Source organism: Metabacillus sp. B2-18 (assembly GCF_021117275.1).
Lineage (GTDB): Bacteria > Bacillota > Bacilli > Bacillales > Bacillaceae > Metabacillus.
Genome location: NZ_CP088245.1, coordinates 4,960,141 through 4,980,756, shown reverse-complemented (window position 1 = coordinate 4,980,756; position 20,616 = coordinate 4,960,141). Strand labels below are relative to the sequence as shown.

Below are 20,616 nucleotides of genomic sequence, written 5' to 3'. Positions count from 1 at the left end.
ATTGTGAAAATCTAAAGTATAGTAGTTGGATAAATTAACAATGGATTTTTCGTGAAACAAGTAAGGTTAAATGTGATAGAACCCTTACTTTAAAATTATAGAAAAGGTAGGGGGAGTAACGGTGGGGATGAGCATTGGAAAGGTGTATCTAGTCGGAGCGGGTCCTGGAGATCAGGAATTAATCACTGTAAAAGGAATGGAAGCGATCAAGAAGGCAGATGTTATTCTTTATGATCGACTTGTAAATCCAAGGCTGCTTGAATATGCACCACCTACCTGTGAACTAATCTATTGTGGGAAACTGCCTACTCGTCATTTTATGAGACAACACGAAATCAATGCAACTTTAGTGGAAAAAGCATTAGCTGGCTTTACTGTTGTTCGATTAAAAGGTGGAGACCCGAGTGTTTTTGGCAGAGTAGGTGAGGAGGCTCAAGCTTTGGCAGAGCAAAATGTGCCATATGAAATCGTTCCCGGCATTACTTCTGGTATTGCTGCTCCTCTATATGCTGGTATTCCGGTAACACATCGAGATTATGCAGGATCATTCGCTGTTGTTACTGCCCATGATAAATCAAAAGAAGGTAAACCAAATATTGACTGGGAAGGCTTAGCAAGAGGTGTTCAAACAATTGCCTTTTATATGGGTATTTCAAACCTGGAGCATATTTGCGAAAACCTTGTGCTTCACGGTAAATCACCTGATACACCAGTTATCATTATTAGGTGGGGAACATGGAGCAGACAGCAAAGTGTAGTAGGCACTCTTTCTACTATTGTTGAAAAAGTTAGAGAAGAAAACATTCAAAACCCAGCCATTACATTAGTTGGCGATATTGTAGAAACAAGAGATAAAGTTAAATGGTTTGAAAATCAGCCTTTATTTGGTCAACAAATTTTATATGTTCGAGGAAGTGCCGGAGAAGAAAGTAATGCTCAGCACTTAAGAAATCAGGGTGCAGATGTAATTGAATGTCCTAAATGGACGGTAAAGGAAAACGAAGTAGAGATTGAATTATTGGAGAAACTATCCTCATATAAGGCGATATTATTTTTATCTTCCCAAGCGGTTACTGCCTTTTTCAATCAGTTGAAAAGGCATAGAGTTGATATCCGCCAGATTTCAGCAGAACTTTGTTGTCAAAATGAAACAGCTTTAAAAGAGTTAGAATTAATGGGATTATACCCTAGCTTGGAGATGGCTGATCAAGAAAATCTTCTGATTGTTGGCCCTGAAATAACTGCTAAGAGAAAGCTGAATTTAGATTTAACCTATAAAAAATATGACTATCTAAGTATTTATCAATCCTATATTGATCGAAGATACGATTCAATTATAAAACGATCTGTTGAAGATGCTGACCTTACATCGATTGTGTTTACTTCAGGAGATGCGGTTGAAACATGGATAAATGGAGAATTTCATGAAAACATGTTCTCTCAAGAAGATGAACAATCCTTAGAAATTATTTGTGAAAATGATGAAGCATTAGACGCAGTCTTGTCTCATGAACTTCCAGCAAAATTAAATATGGAGTTATCTCTAATCTAAAACAAGGCTGAATGCATAAAGGAGAACGTTATGCATTCAGCCTTGTTAGTTTTTAATATTCAATTTCTTCATAATCCTTAGGTTGAGGAAGGGGTTGTTCAGGGAGGTTAATATTATACTCTGAAAAAGCTTCTGATTTTCTTTTGTATACTTTTCCCTTGTATGAATTTTCATTGTTTCTTTCATTATTTCTTTGATCCATGCTAATCATCTCCTTCATCATATTGTTATTTTTATCTTAACCATTATGAAAATTAACATGTTGAATGAAGGGTATTTTTTAATTGTTAAAAATATACACATTCATATAGAGAAAATTTCCAAATTTCACTCCTAAATCATCAAAAATTGTACAAACTATTAGTAGATATTACTGATTCTGGAGGGAGTAGGAAAATGGATAAGCTACATTCTTTTGCATGGTATGCAGCACGTATTGCACCAAAATTACCGAAAAAGGCCTTTAAGCCTGTGCCTGGACGCCTTTGGGGAGGTCTAGCATATTTATTAATTGTTATAGCGGGCTTTCTCACAATTGGCTTATTTCAATTACACCCGTTTCTCTATTTGGGGATTGCCCTTGTGCTTGGAGCAAGCTTTGCCGCAATGGGGTTTCTTGGACATGAAATTCTCCATGGAACTGTAGTAAGAAAGCCTTGGCTTCGTGACTTACTGGGGGCAATTGCCTTTTGGCCGCTAAGCACTGGACCAAAACTGTGGAGAAAGTGGCATAACCTAACACACCATGTTCATACCCAACATGAAGAACATGACCCTGATTCTTGGCCAACACTAGAGCGTTTATCAAAAACAAAATTTTTACGTTGGATATACCGCCTGCCACATGGTGTACGGGCTTTTGCCAGTTTTGCATCTTTAACGGTTATGTTTTCCCTTCATTCTGCAAAAATGTTTGTTGCCTACATAAAGGAATTTAAACCAAAGCAAAAGCGCTCCGTATGGATGCAGCTTATATTGCCATGGGTTTTCTGGTTTTCATTACTTTTTATTATGGGACCAGTTAAGTGGTTTTTTGCGTTTTTGTTGCCGTTACTAATTGCAAATGCCATTGTTATGGGCTATATCTCAACAAATCACCGTTTAAATCCAATAACAGAGGTAAACGATCCATTAGCAAATAGCTTAACAGTAACTGTCCCTAAATGGGTCGATGTGCTACATTTTAATTTTTCTTACCATACAGAGCATCATCTTTTTCCAGGCATGAGCTCTAAATATTATCCATTAGTAAAGGAACATATCAAAACTATGTGGCCTGACCGCTATCATGAAATGCCTTTTGGAAAAGCTTTAGTAGCTCTGTGGAAAACGCCACGAGTTTACTTTGAAGGCAATCAACTAATCGACCCAAAACAAGGTCATGTTTATGCAACACTGGGACATGGACTAGACATCTCAAACATCACCTATCGAAAGCTAAGTGCAAAGGATCCAGTTGTGAGGATTATGAAGAAAAAGAAAGTGGAATTGGGTAGAGTGATGAAGGGGGATAAGAGGGTTTGACTGATTCTGGCTGTAATGCAGGACAAAAGTGATCGTGTTAAATGGAGGAATGTCTTTCATAAGGCGTATGAACGACAAAAGCGGGCGGTTCGCCGAGAGGAATGTCTTTCATAAGGTGGATAAACGACAAAACAGACCGGTTCACCCGGAGAACTGTCCTTCATCGCTATGTCTATATCCAAAGCAGTCAAATTCAACATCACTTAAAGTTGCCAATTTTATAAGATCTTAAATATCTTTGCAACTCATTCAAATGATTCTGCAAGTTCTGCGGTTATTCTTGCAACTCAAGCCAACAAACTTGCAACCATCACCAGATTTTTTGCAAGTTGGTCAATTGTTGCAGGGAAACCTCTGGCTGATTAACCAAAATGACAAACACATAACAAAAGGGCTGCCCACAGCAGCCCTTTTCAACGTTATTTTTAAAAACCCTCTACATATCAACCTTCTTCAACGGCTTCTTCGCTGGTCCCTCAACAACATCACCAGTAACCGAAAATCTCGAACCATGACAAGGGCAGTCCCAAGTACGGTCACCGCTGTTCCATTCTACTTCACAGCCCATATGCGTACAGGTTGTATCAACAAGATTCACATTTCCTTCGTTATCTTTATAGCAGCCAGCTCGTTTGCCGTTCACAACAACAACAGAGCCTTCATCGTTTCCGATATCTTGAATGCTTTTGTCGGCAATATCGATTTTTCCTTCAATTAAATGACCTGCAACATCAAGGTTTTGCTTGAGAAATTTCTTAATACTAGGATCAGCGTAAAAACGGGATGGGCTATATAAATCTTGATACGGATTTTCTCTTTCTAAAACAAGATCAGTAAGAATCTTTGCTGCTGCAATTCCGTTTGTCATTCCCCATTTTCGGTAACCAGTTGCCACTAAGATATTTGGTTTGCTGGATGTAATCGATCCGACGTATGGAACTTTATCTAGAGTATATAAATCTTGGGCAGACCAGCGATATTTAATTTCTTCAATCCCAAGCACTTCTTCACTGAATTCCTCAAGAGCTTTATAGTGCTTGTAGGTTGACATGCCTTGCCCAGTTTTATGACCATCACCACTAACTAATATAAGTTTTTCACCATTCATCGGTGTATAGCGCAATGATCTTGTTGGAGAATCGGCGCTGTAGTACATTCCACCAGGGAAATCCATTTTCGCACGAACTCCAAGAATGTAAGAACGCTCTGCATGTAGACGTGAAAAGTAAAATCCTTTTCCATCAAAAAATGGAAAGTGTGAGCAGGCAATGGCATATTTGCAGGCAACACGGCGATTTTCCCTTGTAATAATGGTTGGTTTAGATGTTGTTTCGTCAATATCGATTGCAGTTGTTTGTTCGTAGATTTCTCCACCTGATTTCACGATTTCATCAACAAGTACTGTTAAAAATTTCAAAGGATGATATTGTCCCTGAGATTTCATCACAATAGAGCCTTTGATATCGATTGGAAAAGGAATGTTTTTAACATACTCACTATGTATACCAAGTCTTTGATAGGCTTCAAGTTCTTTGTTTATTTTCTTTTCATAATGGTCACTTATCGCATAGATATAGGCATCTTCTTCAGTTAAATCACAATCAATCCCAAGTTCATTTGTTGTTTGTCGAACAAATTCAAGGGCATCTATATTGGCTTGGTAATACAGCTTAGCATTTTCTTCACCCATATGCTGAATCAGTTCATCATATATGAGGCCGTGCTGAGCTGTTACTTTTGCCGTAGTATGACCGGTTGTTCCATTTAGAATTTCACTAGCTTCTAAAATAGCTACTTTCAATCCTTGCTTTGATAATAAGTAAGCAGTTGTAATCCCGGTAATCCCGCCTCCAACGATTGCTACATCAACTTCTGTATCAATTTTTAAAGGAGGAAACGATTTTAGTTGAGCTGATTCTCTCCAAAATGGCTCAGGTTCATAAGGCATCTTTCCTTGTGGGAATTCTTCTGTCATTCAAATACCTCCTATAGGCTAAACATCATTCTTATTAATTTTTTCCAATTAAGGTTAAAACATGTATTCACTTATGAAAAATCTATGAGACGTACCCTTACTAAGCCTCTAGCCGTAGATGAAAATAAAGCTGAGGCTCGTTTTGAGAACTCTGGAATGTAGGTAAGATAAAGACATAGAAACGAACACAAGTTAAACACAACATAACGAAGCCAAACAACTTGTGTTGGTTGGTAAAGAGAAAAGTCAACGAGCTTTTCTACTAAAAAAGGAGGAAACAAAAGATGAAAAAGTTTGGGCTTTTACTTTTAGGTGGGGTGGCTGTGGCAATACTGCTATCAAATTTAGCACCTATGATTGCTTTAGGGTTAAGTCTGCTAATTCTGTACTACTCGTACAAAGGCTTTATCAAGACGGAATCTAAATTTAACAAAGTGGTGTTAGCGATTGTTGGTGTGATTGCGTTATTCGCTTCAGCATCAAACCTGCCAGCGATTTTAGGATTTGTTGCTGCATATGTGATTTACGTTGTTTATAAAAACTGGAACAAATCATCTGAAAAATCCATTAAAGAAGATTCAGATCCATTTACAAATTTTGAAAAAGAATGGAACGATTTAAAAGGTAACTATTAATAAACGTTTTTCCCACCTTGACTGAGGAGGCTAGAGTAAAAACTCCTCACAAGTTTAATAAAAAAATGTAAAACATTAAAGGAGAGATTTATAATGGCAAATATTTTCACAAGATTAGCGGATACAATTTCAGCAGATTTACATGAGGCATTAGATCAAAAGGAACAAAAAAATCCAATCTCAATTTTAAACCACTACTTAAGACAATGTGAGCAGGAAACAGAAAAGGTTCGTAAGTTAGTTGAACGTCAGTATTTGTTAAAAGAAGAGTTTAACCGCGAGTACAATGAAGCAACACATCTAGCAGAAAAACGTAAGCATCAAGCTGAAATTGCCTCAAAGGCTGGAGAGGCTGAACTTTATGAATTTGCTTTAAAAGAGTATGCTCATTATGAAGAAAGAAGAGAGCGTTTAGATGCATCTCGTAAGCAAACAGCACAGCAGCTTGAAGAGCTTGAGCAAAAGTATGAGGAAATGAAACATAAATTAAAAGATATGCAGATTAAACGTATGGAGTTAATGGGAAGAGAAAATGTTGCCCGTGCTCACCACCGTATTAGCAAAGTATCTGATTCTGGCAGTTTTTCAACAAAAGCATTTGCAAGATTTGAAGAAATGGAAAGCTATCTAGATCGCCTCGAGCAGCAGGTAACAAAAGCTTATCACCGCAATACAATTGATGCTCGTATTGCACAATTAGAAAAACAATTAAAAACTGAACAAACAAATACAATCTCGTAAATCTTCATGGTATTCTTAAAAGGCGTAGGTCAAACTTGCGCCTTCTTTCATATGAAACGCGGCTGACATAAAAGTTTGTTACTATATTAATAGGGAGGAGGAAACCGCGTGTTAAGAAATATGAATTCTGATTATGTAAATTGGATTATTCTAATAGGAATTCTCCTCCTTCTTTTAGAAATATTATTTTTTAATGGTGGTTTAATCGTTACATTTTTGTTATCAATTGGATGCATTTTTTTAGGGCGTCGATGGCGACCGCGGTTTATAGGCAAGAGCCTCTATTGGATTGGTTGGATTTGGCTTGTTATTACCGTGCTGAATATGATGACATTTCGTTATTTTATTTGTGTGCTGCTCATTTATGCTGTTGTTCAATTTTTCCAAACACAGAAGGAGCCTAAACGAATAAAACCAAGTGTGAAGGAGCCTTCGGGCGAATCAGAAAAAAATGAACCGGCAAACGAACCAGTGACCCATCAGAAAAAAATCTTTGAAAATAAGTTCTTTACGAATCAAAAATCACCGGATATTGCATATGAATGGAATGATATCAATATTCAGGTGGGTGTTGGGAACACAGTCATTGATTTAAGTGATACGGTCTTACCAAATGAGGAAGCGATTATTTCGATACGCAGTTTAGTAGGAAATGTTCAAATTCTTGTTCCATATGAAGTGGAGGTTCATATTAACCATTCTGTTATGATTGGTGATGTGAGTGTTTTTCAAGATTTTAAGCAAAAGGTTGTGAATGAAACTCTTGTTTATGAAACACCGCAGTACAGACAAGGTGAACAAAGGGTGAAATTGATCACTTCAGCTATTTCAGGAAAGCTTGAGGTGAAAAGAATATGAATATGATACAGCGGCAAGTTTTGTTAGGTGCATTTTTTTCACTTATTCTATTCATTCTTCTTTCCCTCATGTTTTTTATGGCATTTCCCCTTCATAAATGGAGTGAACTATGGAATCAAAAAATCATGGATTTACCTTTTATTTATATTGTGCCAAGCATAAGTATAGTAGCAGGTGTACTCTTTGGTTTGTTTTCCGGTCTTTATTGGAAAAAACAGCTCAGTACAATTGAACAAACAATTCAGGAGCTTGATAAGGGACGGACGATCTCTACTGAACAACCTTGTTTGCCAGAAGTACAAGATATTCAAAAGAAGGTTGAAAAGATTCAGAAGCAAATTCAGGAACAAACAAAGCTCTCGCAAAAGCTAGCAACAGAAAAAGCAGAAGACCAAGAAAAGAGAATACAAGAATTAGTTTCACAGGAAAGAAATCGATTGGCTCGTGAGCTTCATGATTCTGTCAGTCAACAGCTTTTTGCAGCATCAATGATGATGTCAGCTATTACCGAGAGTAGAGAAGAATGGGATGATGGTGAGTCGAAACAGTTAAGGCTAATTGAGGCAACGATTCACCAATCACAGCTTGAAATGAGAGCGTTGCTATTACATTTACGACCAGCGGCATTAAAAGGTAAATCCCTTCAAGAAGGAATTCAAGAGCTTTTGGTAGAACTAATGCAAAAGGTGACAATGAATATAAAATGGAAAGTAGAACCGATCCCATTAGACAAAGGTGTAGAGGACCATTTATTTCGTATTCTTCAAGAGTCTGTTTCCAATACACTTCGTCATGCAAAGGCAACAAGTTTGGACGTGTTGTTGATAGAACGCGATTCCTTTGTGATCATGCGTGTGACAGATGATGGCATTGGGTTTGAGCTTGAAGAAGGTAAAACAGGTTCATACGGTTTACAAAACATGCATGAGCGTGCTGTTGAAATAGGTGGTTCAATGAAAATTGTCAGCCTGAAAAATAAAGGGACACGGTTAGAGGTTAAGGTTCCTGTCCTAGCAGGAGAGAGTGAAAACAATGATTAAAGTAGTATTTGTTGATGATCATGAAATGGTACGAATCGGTGTTTCATCCTATTTATCTGCCCAGCCTGACATTGAGGTAATTGGTGAAGCAGATAACGGAAAAAAAGGTGTAGAGCTATGTCTTGACCTTCGCCCGGATGTCATTTTAATGGATTTGGTTATGAAGGAAATGGACGGAATTGAGGCAACAAAGAGAATCGTCGATGCCTGGCCTGAGGCTAAAATTATCATTGTGACAAGCTTCCTAGATGATGAGAAGGTATATCCGGCACTGGAAGCGGGGGCAACAAGCTATTTGCTAAAAACGTCAAAAGCAAGTGAGATCGCCAATGCTGTCCGCGCCACGTTTCACGGTCAATCGATTTTAGAGCCTGAGGTCACAGGTAAAATGATGATGAAGATGAGACAACGAGAAACAACACACCTCCATGATCAACTCACTTCAAGGGAAATGGAAATTTTATTGCTGATGGCACAAGGAAAAACCAATCAAGAAATTGCAGATGAATTGTTTATTGCCTTAAAAACAGCCAAAACCCATGTTAGCAACATCTTAAGTAAGCTGGATGTTCAAGATCGAACACAGGCTGTTATTTATGCCTTTAAGCATTCACTTGTAAAATAAATCAGACAACAGATTAGGGAGAGACATAAGAAGATGCATAGAAATGAAGAATTATATCACTACCTAGTTAAGAACTCATGGCAAATGTCAGAAGACTGGTATAATATGGTTGACGACAATGACCCAAACTCAGTCTATTCAACGGAAGATCAAGCAATCATTCAAACATTAAAAGAACAAAATCAGGATTACCTTATCCACCTACATAGACTTTTCATAGAAGAAGAAGGAAAGTTTGTAAGTGAATTTAGAGCATGGTCAGAGGAACTAGCCCAGGATCAAAAGCATTTAGACACACCTGTTCATTATGTTGTAAGGGAATTTTTAAGAACACAGGATGTTTATCTTAAATATATCAAAAGCTTTTATAAAGAGAATATTGATACAGTTTCTGTTGATCAATTATTTTCATGGTTAGATGTAGTTAAAAAAGTCATCAATCTATCCGTTTATATTTACATTGATGCAGCCCATAAGAACACAATGAAACAAATTGCGGCACAAAAGGAAATGATTAATGAATTAAGTTCACCAGTCATTCTTCTGCAAAATAAAACAGCCCTTCTTCCACTTATTGGTGATATTGATACAGCCAGAGCAAAATTAATTTTAGAAAACACATTAACACAATGTGCAAATCTTGAAGTAGAACATTTATGTATTGACCTGTCTGGTGTTGCCATCATTGATACAATGGTTGCTCATGAAATTTTCCACTTAATCAAGGCATTAAAGCTTTTAGGTGTTAGATCAACATTATCAGGTATTCGCCCTGAAATTGCTCAAACAGCCATACAACTTGGCCTTGATTTTGAAGAAATTAACACAACCGCCTCATTAGCAAATGCATTAGGACAAATTTAAGATAAGTGTTTAAAAGCCCTATCTGTTTTGAGATAGGGCTTTTAAACTTACTATATGTTGTTATGAAGCTGTTCGGTGTCCGCCTCGCATTTTTCTCATTACAAAGCTTACAACGAACACAAGAATAATCGAACCAATTAAAGCTGGGACAATATAGAATCCACCCATTTCTGGCCCCCACTGACCAAATAGAAGAGAGCCTAACCAAGCTCCAATAAATCCTGCGATAATGTTACCAAAGATTCCTCCTGGAAGATCACGTCCTGCAATTAATCCAGCTAACCAGCCGATAACTCCGCCTATAATTAAAGCCCAAATAAAACCCATTCTTCTCTCCTCCTTTAGTTTTGTATCCCCCGTCTTGGAATTTATATTCCCCCTTGTCCATTATTATAAACGCATTAATTTCTTCCAGGAGGGACAGGCACCTCGTCCCAGTCTGGGACAAGGTGCCTGTCCCTCCGCCTCAGCAAACAAATTAGATTTACGAAACAATAACATCTATAATAGAAGCAGAATGTAAGTTGTGAAAGGATGTTTCTATGAGTAAAACAGTCGTTCTAGCTGAAAAGCCTTCTGTTGGAAGAGATTTAGCTAGAGTGTTAAATTGTCATAAAAAAGGTAATGGTTTTCTTGAGGGAGATCAATATATCGTTACTTGGGCATTGGGTCATCTTGTTACATTAGCTGATCCAGAAAGCTATGGTGATCAATATAAATCATGGCGCTTGGAAGATTTACCAATGCTTCCGGCTCCATTAAAGCTAGTTGTGATTAAAAAAACAGGCAAGCAATTTCAGTCTGTAAAAACCCAATTATTACGTAAAGATGTTCGTGACATCATCATTGCAACTGATGCTGGACGTGAGGGTGAGCTTGTTGCCCGCTGGATTTTAGAAAAAGCCCGCGTTAATAAGCCGATTAAAAGACTTTGGATTTCATCTGTGACTGATAAAGCAATAAAAGAAGGCTTTCGTAAGCTAAAGAATGGGAAAGAATATGAAAACTTATATGCTTCTGCCGTTGCTAGAGCAGAGGCAGACTGGATTGTTGGCTTAAACGCAACACGTGCTTTAACAACAAAATACAATGCTCAGCTATCTTCAGGGCGTGTGCAAACACCAACATTAGCGATGATTGCCGGGCGCGAGGAAGAAATTCGCAGCTTCAAGCCTAAAAAATACTACGGAATCAAAGCTGTAGCAGAAAATAGCTTAAGATTTGCTTGGCAGGACGAAAAAACAAAAGATACAAAAACGTTTAACGAAGCAGCAATTGATGGAAAGCTCGCTGGGTTAAAAGGAAAAGACGCGAAGGTAGTAAACGTCAAAACAACACCGAAAAAATCATACTCACCAGCTCTTTACGACTTAACTGAACTTCAACGTGATGCAAATAAACGCTTTGGCTACTCAGCAAAAGAAACTCTTTCGATTATGCAAAAGCTTTATGAGCAGCATAAAGTGCTAACATATCCACGAACAGATTCTCGCTATATAACTAGTGATATCGTTCCAACTTTAAAGGATCGACTAGAAGCTTGCAGAATGAAGCCATATGCTTCTATCATCGGCAAAATTTTAAGTAAACCAATCAAAGCGAATAAATCTTTTGTTGATGACCAAAAGGTATCAGATCACCATGCGATTATCCCAACAGAAGAATCAGTACCACTAAGTGCTTTATCCGATAAAGAACGCAAAATCTATGATTTAGTTATTCAACGATTTTTAGCCGTTTTACTTCCTGCTTATCAATATGAACAAACAGTTGTAACTGCCAAAATAGGTGAAGAGCTTTTTACTGCAAAAGGTAAACGTGTAGTATCTGCAGGCTGGAAGGAAGTTTATACAGATTTTGTTGATGAAGACAGTGAAGATGACCAAACATTACCGGCACTATCTGAAGGGGCCACACTAAAGATTCAGTCAGTATCAAAAACTACTGGCGAAACAAAGCCACCTGCTCGATTTAATGAGGCGACACTTCTTTCAGCTATGGAAAACCCTACGAAATATATGGCAGGAGAAAGCAAGGATCTTATTCAAACAATCGGTGAAACAGGTGGACTCGGTACAGTTGCAACGAGAGCGGATATTATTGAAAAACTATATAGCAGCTTTTTAATAGAGAAAAAAGGCAAAGATCTTTTCATAACGTCAAAAGGAAAGCAATTGCTGAACCTTGTTCCTGAAGATCTAAAATCACCTGTGTTAACAGCTGAATGGGAACAAAAGCTGACTAAAATTTCAAAAGGAAGCTTACCAAAACAGGCTTTCTTAGATGAGATGAAGAAATACGCAAAAGAGGTTGTAACTGAAATTAAAAACAGCAAACAAACCTTTAAGCATGATAACTTAACAGGAAGCAAATGTCCGGACTGTGGCAAGCTCATGCTAGAAGTGAACGGTAAAAAAGGTAAAATGCTTGTTTGTCAGGACCGCGAATGTGGCCACAAAAAAGGCATATCAAAGGTAACGAACGCACGCTGTCCAAACTGTCACAAAAAGCTTGAACTGCGCGGACAGGGTGAAGGTCAAATGTTTGCTTGTAAATGCGGACACCGTGAAAAAATGTCTACATTCCAAGAAAGACGGAAAAAGAACCAAAACAGCAAAGTTTCAAAACGCGAAGTTGCTAATTATATGAAAAAGCAAGATGATAACTTTTCAAATAATGCTTTGGCAGATGCTTTAGCAAAGCTTAATTTAAAGGAGTAGCAAAATGAGTCGCAAAATTGGACATCTCACAATCCTTGTTTCAGATTATGATGAAGCCATTGATTATTATATTAATAAGCTCGGGTTTGTTTTGCTTACTGACAACTCATTTGGAGAAGGCATGCGCTGGGTAACAGTTGCTCCTTCTCGAGAATGCGGAACGGCAATTGTATTTGTAGAAGCCGATAATGATGAGAAAAAGGCACGTGTAGGTTCACAAGCTGCGGATCATGTATTTTTGGTGATTGAAACAGATGACTGTTTGCGTGAATATCATATAATGAAAGAAAAAGGGGTGCGCTTTTTAGGTGAACCCCAAGAAATGCCATGGGGAACAGAGGTTGTGTTTGAAGATCTCTATGGAAACCGTTTTGACCTGCTGCAGGTGAAAAGTTACTAAGATTTTAAGATAAGGAAGATATAACGTGCCAATCATAAAGACAGATATGTTTATTTATGCCCCTCGTGACATTTGCTTTGATGTTGCGCGAGATATTGATATTCATACCCAATCCACAAGTCAAACAAATGAACGTGCGATTGGTGGTGTAACAAGTGGCTTAATCGAGTTAAACGAAACGGTCACATGGGAAGCCGTCCACTTTGGAATCAAACAAAACCTAACTGTTCGGATTACGGAATTTGATTTCCCAAACCGATTCGTCGACGAAATGGAAAAAGGAGCCTTCAAACGCTTCTACCACGTCCACGAATTCATCGAAAAACCAAACGGCACACTCATGCTCGACACATTCGACTACACCTCTCCATTTGGATTCATAGGAAAAATCGCGGACCGACTGTTTTTGGAGCAGTACATGAGGGAGTTTTTGATAACGAGGAATCGGTATATAAAAAAAGTTGCTGAAGAGAGAGTTGGATGAGGTGCCTGTCACTTCCCGAAGTTTGTCGGAATTTGTAATAGGAATCCCAAAAAGAAGGGCCGCTGTTTGCGGCCTTTTTCTATGTTAGGAAGAGTCCTGTTGGGCGGGGCAAAAATTTGATGTGTCATCTACTGGATCAACCAGAGACAGAATCTATAACCAGGATATTAAAAACAATTCATTTCCCATCCCCCACCATTACAAGCACACCATCCCATGTAAGTAGAAATTTTTCCATAAAAGTGAACAATTTATGATCAATATATTACGAAAAAGTGACTAATAGTTGAACGATATATGACACATGAATTTACCAATAAACTTATCAGTGAACGTCTGATATGATGTGATTAACGATCTTGTGTGATCTTTCACACTGATCTTGTGCATGTTTTCACAAAGTGTTGTCGGGGTATCTAACCCTGATGATGTAGGTATAGAAAGAAGAAGCTTATGTGAAGGAAAGAAAGGAGTACTTATATGAAATTAAAATGGACTTTGTTCACAGTTATGGTTTCCATTGCCGCATTGTTATCAGGATGTGAGCCGTTACTGGTTTTAGATCCTAAAGGGCCACAGGCAGAAAGACTAGCAAGTGACATCTTATTATCTATGGGAATTATGTTGTTTATCGTTCTTGTTGTTCTTGGACTATTAGCTTATATGTTAGTGAAATATCGTGCTTCTAACATGCCTGATGATTATGAGCCGCCACACATTCATGGAAATGTATGGGTTGAAGCAATTTGTGTAGGGGTACCAATTATTATTGTTGCTTATCTTTCTTTTGTGTCAGTGCAAAGTAACTATATTGTTGAAGCACAGCCTGAAGGATATGAAGATAAAGAGCCTTTAGTTGTTTATGCGTCATCTTCTAACTGGAAATGGCATTTTAGTTATCCAGAAGAAAATATTGAAACGGTGAACTATTTATATGTACCAACAGATCGTCCGCTTGAATTTAAATTATATTCACATGGACCAATTACAAGTTTCTGGATTCCACAGCTTGGTGGACAAAAGTATGCAATGAATGATCACATTACAACACTTCATCTTGCAGCAGATCATGCTGGTGAATTTTTAGGAAGAAACTCAAACTTTAGTGGTGAAGGATTTGCTGATAACACGTTTAACGTAACAGCTATGTCTCAAACTGAATTTGATGAGTGGGTGGACGAAGTAAAAGAAACAGCTGAACCACTTACTGAAACAGAATTTGAAGAGTTATTAGAGCCAGGTCATCTTGGTCAATTAACATATACGGGAACTCATTTAGAGTTTGCTCCACCAAATCACGGTCATCACAGTGAAGAAGGTTCAGAGTCTGAACATGAAGGACATGAAGCAGAAACAACTAAAACTGACTCACACGAAGAGGACCATTCAGAACACAGTAATCATTAATCTTTAAAAGATATCGGATCTTTAAAATAAATTCACTTCCGAAAGGAGTCACAAACGTATGGATTTCTTTGATCGTTTTGCCGTACCTCATCCAAGCTTTGCAATCTATGCTTCGATGGTAGCCATTGGTTTAACTACGATTGCTATCATTGCTGGATTAACGTACTTTAAAAAATGGGGTTATTTATGGCGTGAATGGATAACAACAGTTGACCATAAACGTATCGGTATTATGTATTTAATTTCCGCGTTAGTTATGTTATTCCGTGGTGGTGTGGACGGAATTATGCTTCGTGCACAGCTAGCGGTTCCTGATAATACGTTACTCGATTCACAGCATTATAATGAGATCTTCACAACACACGGGGTTGTTATGATTCTATTCATGGCGATGCCATTTATCATGTTCTTCATGAACTTGGTTGTTCCACTGCAAATTGGAGCACGTGATGTTGCATTCCCACGTCTTAATGCTTTAAGCTTCTGGTTATTCTTTATGGGAGCTATGTTATTTAATATTTCATTCGTTGTTGGTGGATCACCTGACGCAGGGTGGACTTCATATTTCCCACTAGCAAGTGAAGAGTTTAGTAAATCTGTAGGTACGAACTATTATATGATCGCGATACAGATTGCAGGGATAGGAACCCTGATGACGGGTATTAACTTTATCACGACGATTATGAAAATGAGAGCACCTGGTATGACATTAATGAAAATGCCAATGTTCACATGGTCAGCTCTTATTGCAAACTTAATCATTGTTTTCGCATTCCCCGTGTTAACTGTAGCACTTGCAATGGGTACAATGGATCGTTTATTTGGAACACATTTCTTTACACTTGATAACGGTGGTATGGATATGCTTTGGGCCAACTTGTTCTGGGTTTGGGGACATCCTGAAGTGTATATCTTGATTTTACCGGCATTTGGTCTTTACAGTGAGATTATCTCTACATTCTCAGGACGTAACCTATATGGCTATAAATCAATGGTTTGGTCTATGGTATTAATTTCACTATTATCTTTCTTAGTATGGGCGCATCACTTCTTTACAATGGGTCAAGGTGCCTTTACAAACAGCATTTTCTCTATTACAACGATGATCATTGCTGTGCCAACTGGTGTTAAAATCTTTAACTGGCTGCTTACGCTCAGAAAAGGTAAAATTCGTATGACAACACCAATGCTTTATTCAATGCTTTTCATTCCACTATTCACATTAGGTGGAGTAACTGGGGTTATGCTTGCGATGTCTGCAGCTGACTATCAGTATCATAATACAATGTTCTTAGTTGCTCACTTCCACAATGTTATTATTCCAGGTGTAGTTTTTGCTATGCTTGCAGGATTAACTTACTATTGGCCAAAAATGTTTGGTTTTATGTTGAACGAAAGACTGGGGAAATGGACAGCATGGTTGCTTTCAATCGGATTTGTTCTAGCATTTATCCCAATGTATATTACAGGTTTAGATGGTCAAGTACGTCGTAGCTTCACGTATTCAGAATCTACTGGATTTGGACCACTTAACATGGTTTCATTTGTGGGTGCCGGGATTATGGCAATTGGTTTTGTGTTAATCGTTTATAACATTTACTACAGCATTCGTTATGCATCTAGAGATATTAGTGCAGATCCATGGGATGCACGCACACTAGAGTGGGCTACACACACTCCAGTTCCAGAATACAACTTCGCAATTGTTCCAGAAGTTACATCTAGCGAACCATTCTGGGATGCGAAAAAACATGATCACAAGCTATTTAAAGGTGAAATTGAAAAAATTCATATGCCGAATAACAGTGGAATGCCATTCCTAATGAGCTGTGTGTTCTTTGTATGGGGCTTCTCACTAATCTTTAGCCTATGGATTCCAGCAATTATTACTACAATCGGAATCTTTATCTTTATGACACTACGTTCTTTCGAAAAAGATCATGGTCGTTATATTCCTGTTAAAGAAATTGAAGAAACTGAATCAGAATTGCGAGGTGCTTAATGATGAAAATTGATAACTCGCTACCACTTGAATATGCTACAGAAGAAAATCGTTTAAAGATCTTTGGATTTTGGATTTTCCTAGGTGCGGAAATCATGCTTTTCGCAACACTTTTCGCTACCTATTTCACATTATATAATCGCACAGGAACAGGTCCTGATGGAGCCGAAATCTTCGTTATTACACCTGTTATCCTTGAAACATTCTTACTTTTAACAAGTAGTTTCACAATTGGTTTAGGTATTCATGCGATGCGTCTTGGTAGACAAAAAGCAATGATAAATTTCTTTGCTATTACACTTCTTCTTGGATTAGGATTCTTAGGTATCGAGATCTATGAATTTATCCACTATGCACATGAAGGAGCAGGCATTGGGGCAAGTGCCTTTACGTCGATCTTATTAACGACTTTAGGTACTCACGGAGCCCACGTAACGGTAGGTTTATTCTGGGGACTATTTATCATCATGCAAGTGAAAAAGCGTGGATTAACTCCAGAAACAGCTAACAAGTCATTTATTTTCAGTTTATACTGGCACTTCCTAGATGTTGTTTGGATCTTTATCTTCAGCTTCATCTATTTGAAAGGAATGATGTAAACAATGAGTGAATTATTCCCGATGAAACAAGTGATGGGTTTTGTCTTTTCACTAGTCCTTACTTTAGTAGCACTGGGTGTTTACTTCTTCGATATGTCATTTACAGTAGGGATGACAGTCCTGTTAGTAACAGCATTTATACAGGCTGGCCTTCAGTTAGTGGTATTTATGCACGCAGGTGAAACTGAGGACAAAGCAGCGATCTATACAAATGTATACTATGGAGTAATTATTGCATTAGTAACAATCTTTGGTACTTTGTTAGCAATGGTTTGGGATATGCATTAAAACGAAAAAGGTATGACTCATATTTGAGTCATACCTTTTTTGCGTATTAATGTGTATAGCCTTCGTCTGTTCTGCTTTGTAAAAACTCAGGCAGTTTAGAAGTATAAAGAACATAAAGAACTGTTAAGTGAGCAGCGATAATATTAATCACAAAAATCGATCCAAATATTAGATGTCCTGCTCCAAAATCAGCATACATATATAGAATTAACGTAGTCCACATTAAAACAATCAGTGGGATTTGTAAAAGAGCAATTTTTCTATTTTCAAGCCATAAAAAGATTGGTGTAGCTGTTCCAATTAATAAATAAGCGAAAAATACATCCATGTTCATACGCTCCTTTAGTGGTATCGCTTTCATATGTCGGTACCTTTTTAATTTTGTCTAAAACTAGGCTATTTTGTGTCAAAACTAAAACCAATTTGTGAATTTTTTGTTACATTTAATATAACATATCTTTAATTGTTTGACAAAGATAAAAATGTATGAGAATAAATTAATTTTGGTATGTTAAGCAATATAGATTGACGAGCTGTTTTTATTTAGAGTATAAGTGTTAGTGGAGAGCTGAGGAAAAAGTTGGTACATTTATACTGATACCACTTATGGTTAAAAATGAAAGGTGGTTTACATGGATACAACACAGAATATCTCAAGGAGAAAATTACTTGGTATTGCAGGCTTAGGCTGGATGTTTGATGCAATGGATGTTGGAATTCTTTCATTCATTATTGCAGCATTACAAAAGGATTGGGATTTAACATCAGAGCAAATGGGTTGGATTGGTAGTGTGAATTCAATCGGTATGGCTGTAGGGGCATTAGTTTTTGGTTTAATGGCAGACAAAGTTGGGCGTAAGCAAGTGTTTATTATTACACTTCTTTTATTTTCAATCGGAAGTGGAATATCTGCATTTGTGACGTCACTAACATTATTCCTTATTTTAAGATTTTTTATTGGAGCTGGTTTAGGAGGAGAACTTCCTGTTGCTTCAACTTTAGTATCAGAAAGTGTCCCGGCAAATGAGCGAGGCAGGGTTGTTGTTTTGTTGGAAAGCTTCTGGGCAGGTGGTTGGTTAATCGCTGCACTTATTTCATATTTTGTTATTCCTTCTTACGGTTGGCAGGCTGCGCTATTATTAAGTGCATTGCCAGCATTTTATGCCTTATATTTAAGGTTGAAACTTCCGGACTCTCCAAGGTTTCAAGCTATTACAGTCTCAAAGCAAAAGGAATCGTCTTTTACAAAGATTGCAAAAGTATGGGCAAGACCATATACAAAGCAAACAACCATGCTATGGATTCTATGGTTTTGTGTTGTTTTTTCATATTATGGAATGTTCCTATGGTTACCAAGTGTAATGGTCATGAAAGGTTTCAGTTTAATTAAAAGCTTTCAATATGTACTAATTATGACACTTGCTCAGCTGCCAGGTTATTTCTTAGCGGCGTATCTGATCGAGAAGGCAGGAAGAAAGTTTGTTCTTGTTACATTCTTAATTGGAACGGCTCTTAGTGCCTATTTCTTCGGAAATGCAGATACACTTCCATTGCTGCTAACTTCAGGTATATTTCTTTCTTTCTTTAACCTGGGTGCATGGGGTGGGCTTTATGCTTATACACCAGAGCACTACCCAACAGAGGTTCGTGGAACAGGTGCTGGCTTAGCTGCTTCATTTGGAAGAATTGGTGGTATTTTAGGACCATTAACAGTTGGTTATTTAGTTGCTGCGGAATATTCGATTAACTCGATTTTCCTTATCTTTGCCGTTGCAATAGTTGTCGGTGCACTAGCTGTACTTGTACTAGGTGAGGAAACAAAGCAAAAGGAATTAGCATAGAAGGTGTAGAGATTAGTCTTTCGGGGCTAATCTTTTTTTTACTGAGCATCCTAAATGCATAAAGAAACAAAACAAGGTATCCTTTCAGGTAAGAAGGTTATAGGAGGGAAAAACATGAACGAAATAATTAACACAATCCAAAACCATCGATCCATTCGTAAATTTGAAGATAAGCTATTATCAGATGAGCAAATTAAAACAATTGTCGAGAGTGCTCAAGCAGCTTCAACTTCTAGTTATGTACAGGCCTATTCAATTATTGGGGTTAAGGATCCTGACAAAAAGAAAAAGTTAGCTGAACTTGCAGGTGGGCAAGATTATGTTGTAGAAAACGGACATTTCTTCGTGTTTTGTGCAGATTTATACAGACATCAATTACTATCCGAAAAGCATGAACAAGATACAAGTCAAGTGTTAGAAAGTACAGAGAAATTCATGGTGGCGGTCATTGACGCAACTCTTGCTGCGCAAAATGCTGTGCTAGCAGCGGAATCAATGGGACTTGGTGCTGTTTATATTGGTGGACTTAGAAATAACTTAGAAGAAGTTTGTAAGCTTTTAAAAACCCCACCACTAGTCTTACCTCTTTTCGGTGTTGCTGTAGGTTACCCAGCTCAAATGCCCGATCAAAAGCAGAGGCTACCATTCCAGCATATTTACCATGAAGATGAATATGAGCAAAATAAAGACAATTACATGGACCAGCTGAAAAAATATGATGAGGAAATATCTCAATATTACGAGCAACGAACCAATGGCAAAAGAAAAGATACATGGACAGGACAAATGGCAGGCTTACTAGCTAGACCTTCAAGGATGTATATGAAAGAATTTGTAGAAGGTAAGGGATTTAATAAAAGATAACGAGCTGAATACTGAATTATGTTTTTGTGGTGGTCCAGCTATATAAGCTGGACTATTTTTGTGTTTAGGAAAGTTAATTCTGCAACTTAATTAAGGGGAAAAATATAGAAAGCATACGGAAACCAGAAATATGAATGCTTTTTCAAAGAGAAGCGGTAAAAACGCATACATAAAATCTATAAAATGGTAAAAATGCT

21 protein-coding genes are annotated in these 20,616 nt (G+C 37.6%); 17 read left to right on the top strand and 4 right to left on the bottom strand.

Annotation, left to right across the window (positions count from 1 at the left end):
- The first annotated feature begins 127 nt into the window (after positions 1 to 127).
- Positions 128 to 1,552: a uroporphyrinogen-III C-methyltransferase gene (gene cobA, locus LPC09_RS24865; protein ID WP_231309809.1), complete on the top strand. Its 1,425-nt coding sequence runs from the start codon at positions 128 to 130 to the stop codon at positions 1,550 to 1,552.
- 52 nt (positions 1,553 to 1,604) lie between these two features.
- Here the strand turns inward: cobA and LPC09_RS24860 are convergent, their stop codons facing one another.
- Complete coding sequence (locus tag LPC09_RS24860) at positions 1,605 to 1,754, bottom strand: hypothetical protein (protein ID WP_176550950.1); 150 nt, start codon at positions 1,752 to 1,754, stop codon at positions 1,605 to 1,607.
- A 194-nt stretch (positions 1,755 to 1,948) separates the two neighbouring features.
- On the opposite strand from LPC09_RS24860, the gene LPC09_RS24855 reads away from it, so the two are divergent.
- Entirely contained in the window at positions 1,949 to 3,076 is a 1,128-nt protein-coding gene (locus LPC09_RS24855; protein ID WP_098795186.1) for a Delta(10) desaturase DesB, read from the top strand.
- Between the two features lie 436 nt (positions 3,077 to 3,512).
- On the opposite strand, the gene LPC09_RS24850 is transcribed toward LPC09_RS24855, so the two are convergent.
- A complete protein-coding gene (locus tag LPC09_RS24850; RefSeq protein WP_231308679.1) occupies positions 3,513 to 5,051 on the bottom strand; it encodes an FAD-dependent oxidoreductase in 1,539 nt (512 codons plus the stop codon).
- Between the two features lie 284 nt (positions 5,052 to 5,335).
- Between LPC09_RS24850 and LPC09_RS24845 the strand changes: the two genes are divergently transcribed.
- The 6 genes from LPC09_RS24845 (at position 5,336) to LPC09_RS24820 (ending at position 9,814) form a co-directional block, all read left to right on the top strand.
- Complete coding sequence (locus LPC09_RS24845; RefSeq protein ID WP_231308678.1) at positions 5,336 to 5,686, top strand: lmo0954 family membrane protein; 351 nt, start codon at positions 5,336 to 5,338, stop codon at positions 5,684 to 5,686.
- A 93-nt stretch (positions 5,687 to 5,779) separates the two neighbouring features.
- Complete coding sequence (locus LPC09_RS24840; protein ID WP_098795184.1) at positions 5,780 to 6,427, top strand: PspA/IM30 family protein; 648 nt, start codon at positions 5,780 to 5,782, stop codon at positions 6,425 to 6,427.
- A gap of 108 nt (positions 6,428 to 6,535) precedes the next feature.
- Positions 6,536 to 7,285 (top strand): cell wall-active antibiotics response protein LiaF, encoded by a 750-nt coding sequence (gene liaF, locus LPC09_RS24835; protein ID WP_231308677.1) that lies wholly within the window; start codon positions 6,536 to 6,538, stop codon positions 7,283 to 7,285.
- On the top strand, positions 7,282 to 8,325 hold the full coding sequence (locus LPC09_RS24830; RefSeq protein WP_098795182.1) for a sensor histidine kinase: 1,044 nt from the start codon (positions 7,282 to 7,284) through the stop codon (positions 8,323 to 8,325). Before liaF ends, LPC09_RS24830 begins: the two co-directional genes overlap by 4 nt.
- Complete coding sequence (locus tag LPC09_RS24825) at positions 8,318 to 8,950, top strand: response regulator transcription factor (RefSeq protein WP_098795181.1); 633 nt, start codon at positions 8,318 to 8,320, stop codon at positions 8,948 to 8,950. The genes LPC09_RS24830 and LPC09_RS24825 overlap by 8 nt, the downstream gene beginning before the upstream one ends.
- Before the next feature lie 33 nt (positions 8,951 to 8,983).
- The gene (locus tag LPC09_RS24820) at positions 8,984 to 9,814 is read left to right on the top strand and encodes an STAS domain-containing protein (protein WP_098795180.1); all 831 of its coding nucleotides are present in this window, start codon (positions 8,984 to 8,986) and stop codon (positions 9,812 to 9,814) included.
- Positions 9,815 to 9,874: 60 nt separating this feature from the next.
- Here LPC09_RS24820 and LPC09_RS24815 read toward each other — a convergent pair whose 3' ends face one another.
- Positions 9,875 to 10,141 carry a GlsB/YeaQ/YmgE family stress response membrane protein gene (locus tag LPC09_RS24815; protein ID WP_098795179.1) on the bottom strand — a complete coding sequence of 89 codons (267 nt, stop codon included), beginning with the start codon at positions 10,139 to 10,141 and terminating at the stop codon, positions 9,875 to 9,877.
- 215 nt (positions 10,142 to 10,356) lie between these two features.
- Between LPC09_RS24815 and LPC09_RS24810 the strand changes: the two genes are divergently transcribed.
- From LPC09_RS24810 to qoxD, 7 genes are all read left to right on the top strand, one after another.
- Positions 10,357 to 12,534: a DNA topoisomerase III gene (locus tag LPC09_RS24810; RefSeq protein ID WP_231308676.1), complete on the top strand. Its 2,178-nt coding sequence runs from the start codon at positions 10,357 to 10,359 to the stop codon at positions 12,532 to 12,534.
- A gap of 4 nt (positions 12,535 to 12,538) precedes the next feature.
- Positions 12,539 to 12,934 carry a VOC family protein gene (locus LPC09_RS24805; protein WP_231308675.1) on the top strand — a complete coding sequence of 132 codons (396 nt, stop codon included), beginning with the start codon at positions 12,539 to 12,541 and terminating at the stop codon, positions 12,932 to 12,934.
- Between the two features lie 25 nt (positions 12,935 to 12,959).
- Positions 12,960 to 13,418 (top strand): SRPBCC family protein, encoded by a 459-nt coding sequence (locus tag LPC09_RS24800; protein ID WP_098795177.1) that lies wholly within the window; start codon positions 12,960 to 12,962, stop codon positions 13,416 to 13,418.
- A gap of 480 nt (positions 13,419 to 13,898) precedes the next feature.
- Positions 13,899 to 14,825 (top strand): cytochrome aa3 quinol oxidase subunit II, encoded by a 927-nt coding sequence (gene qoxA / locus LPC09_RS24795; protein ID WP_098795176.1) that lies wholly within the window; start codon positions 13,899 to 13,901, stop codon positions 14,823 to 14,825.
- A gap of 58 nt (positions 14,826 to 14,883) precedes the next feature.
- On the top strand, positions 14,884 to 16,827 hold the full coding sequence (gene qoxB / locus LPC09_RS24790) for a cytochrome aa3 quinol oxidase subunit I (protein ID WP_098795175.1): 1,944 nt from the start codon (positions 14,884 to 14,886) through the stop codon (positions 16,825 to 16,827).
- Positions 16,828 to 16,829: 2 nt separating this feature from the next.
- The gene (gene qoxC, locus LPC09_RS24785) at positions 16,830 to 17,426 is read left to right on the top strand and encodes a cytochrome aa3 quinol oxidase subunit III (protein WP_098795174.1); all 597 of its coding nucleotides are present in this window, start codon (positions 16,830 to 16,832) and stop codon (positions 17,424 to 17,426) included.
- Positions 17,427 to 17,429: 3 nt separating this feature from the next.
- Entirely contained in the window at positions 17,430 to 17,714 is a 285-nt protein-coding gene (gene qoxD / locus LPC09_RS24780; RefSeq protein WP_098795173.1) for a cytochrome aa3 quinol oxidase subunit IV, read from the top strand.
- Between the two features lie 46 nt (positions 17,715 to 17,760).
- Here the strand turns inward: qoxD and LPC09_RS24775 are convergent, their stop codons facing one another.
- On the bottom strand, positions 17,761 to 18,042 hold the full coding sequence (locus tag LPC09_RS24775) for a spore morphogenesis/germination protein YwcE (RefSeq protein WP_098795172.1): 282 nt from the start codon (positions 18,040 to 18,042) through the stop codon (positions 17,761 to 17,763).
- Between the two features lie 304 nt (positions 18,043 to 18,346).
- Between LPC09_RS24775 and LPC09_RS24770 the strand changes: the two genes are divergently transcribed.
- Positions 18,347 to 19,555 carry an MFS transporter gene (locus LPC09_RS24770; protein WP_098795171.1) on the top strand — a complete coding sequence of 403 codons (1,209 nt, stop codon included), beginning with the start codon at positions 18,347 to 18,349 and terminating at the stop codon, positions 19,553 to 19,555.
- Between the two features lie 114 nt (positions 19,556 to 19,669).
- The gene (nfsA, locus tag LPC09_RS24765) at positions 19,670 to 20,419 is read left to right on the top strand and encodes an oxygen-insensitive NADPH nitroreductase (RefSeq protein WP_098795170.1); all 750 of its coding nucleotides are present in this window, start codon (positions 19,670 to 19,672) and stop codon (positions 20,417 to 20,419) included.
- Positions 20,420 to 20,616: the final 197 nt, after the last annotated feature.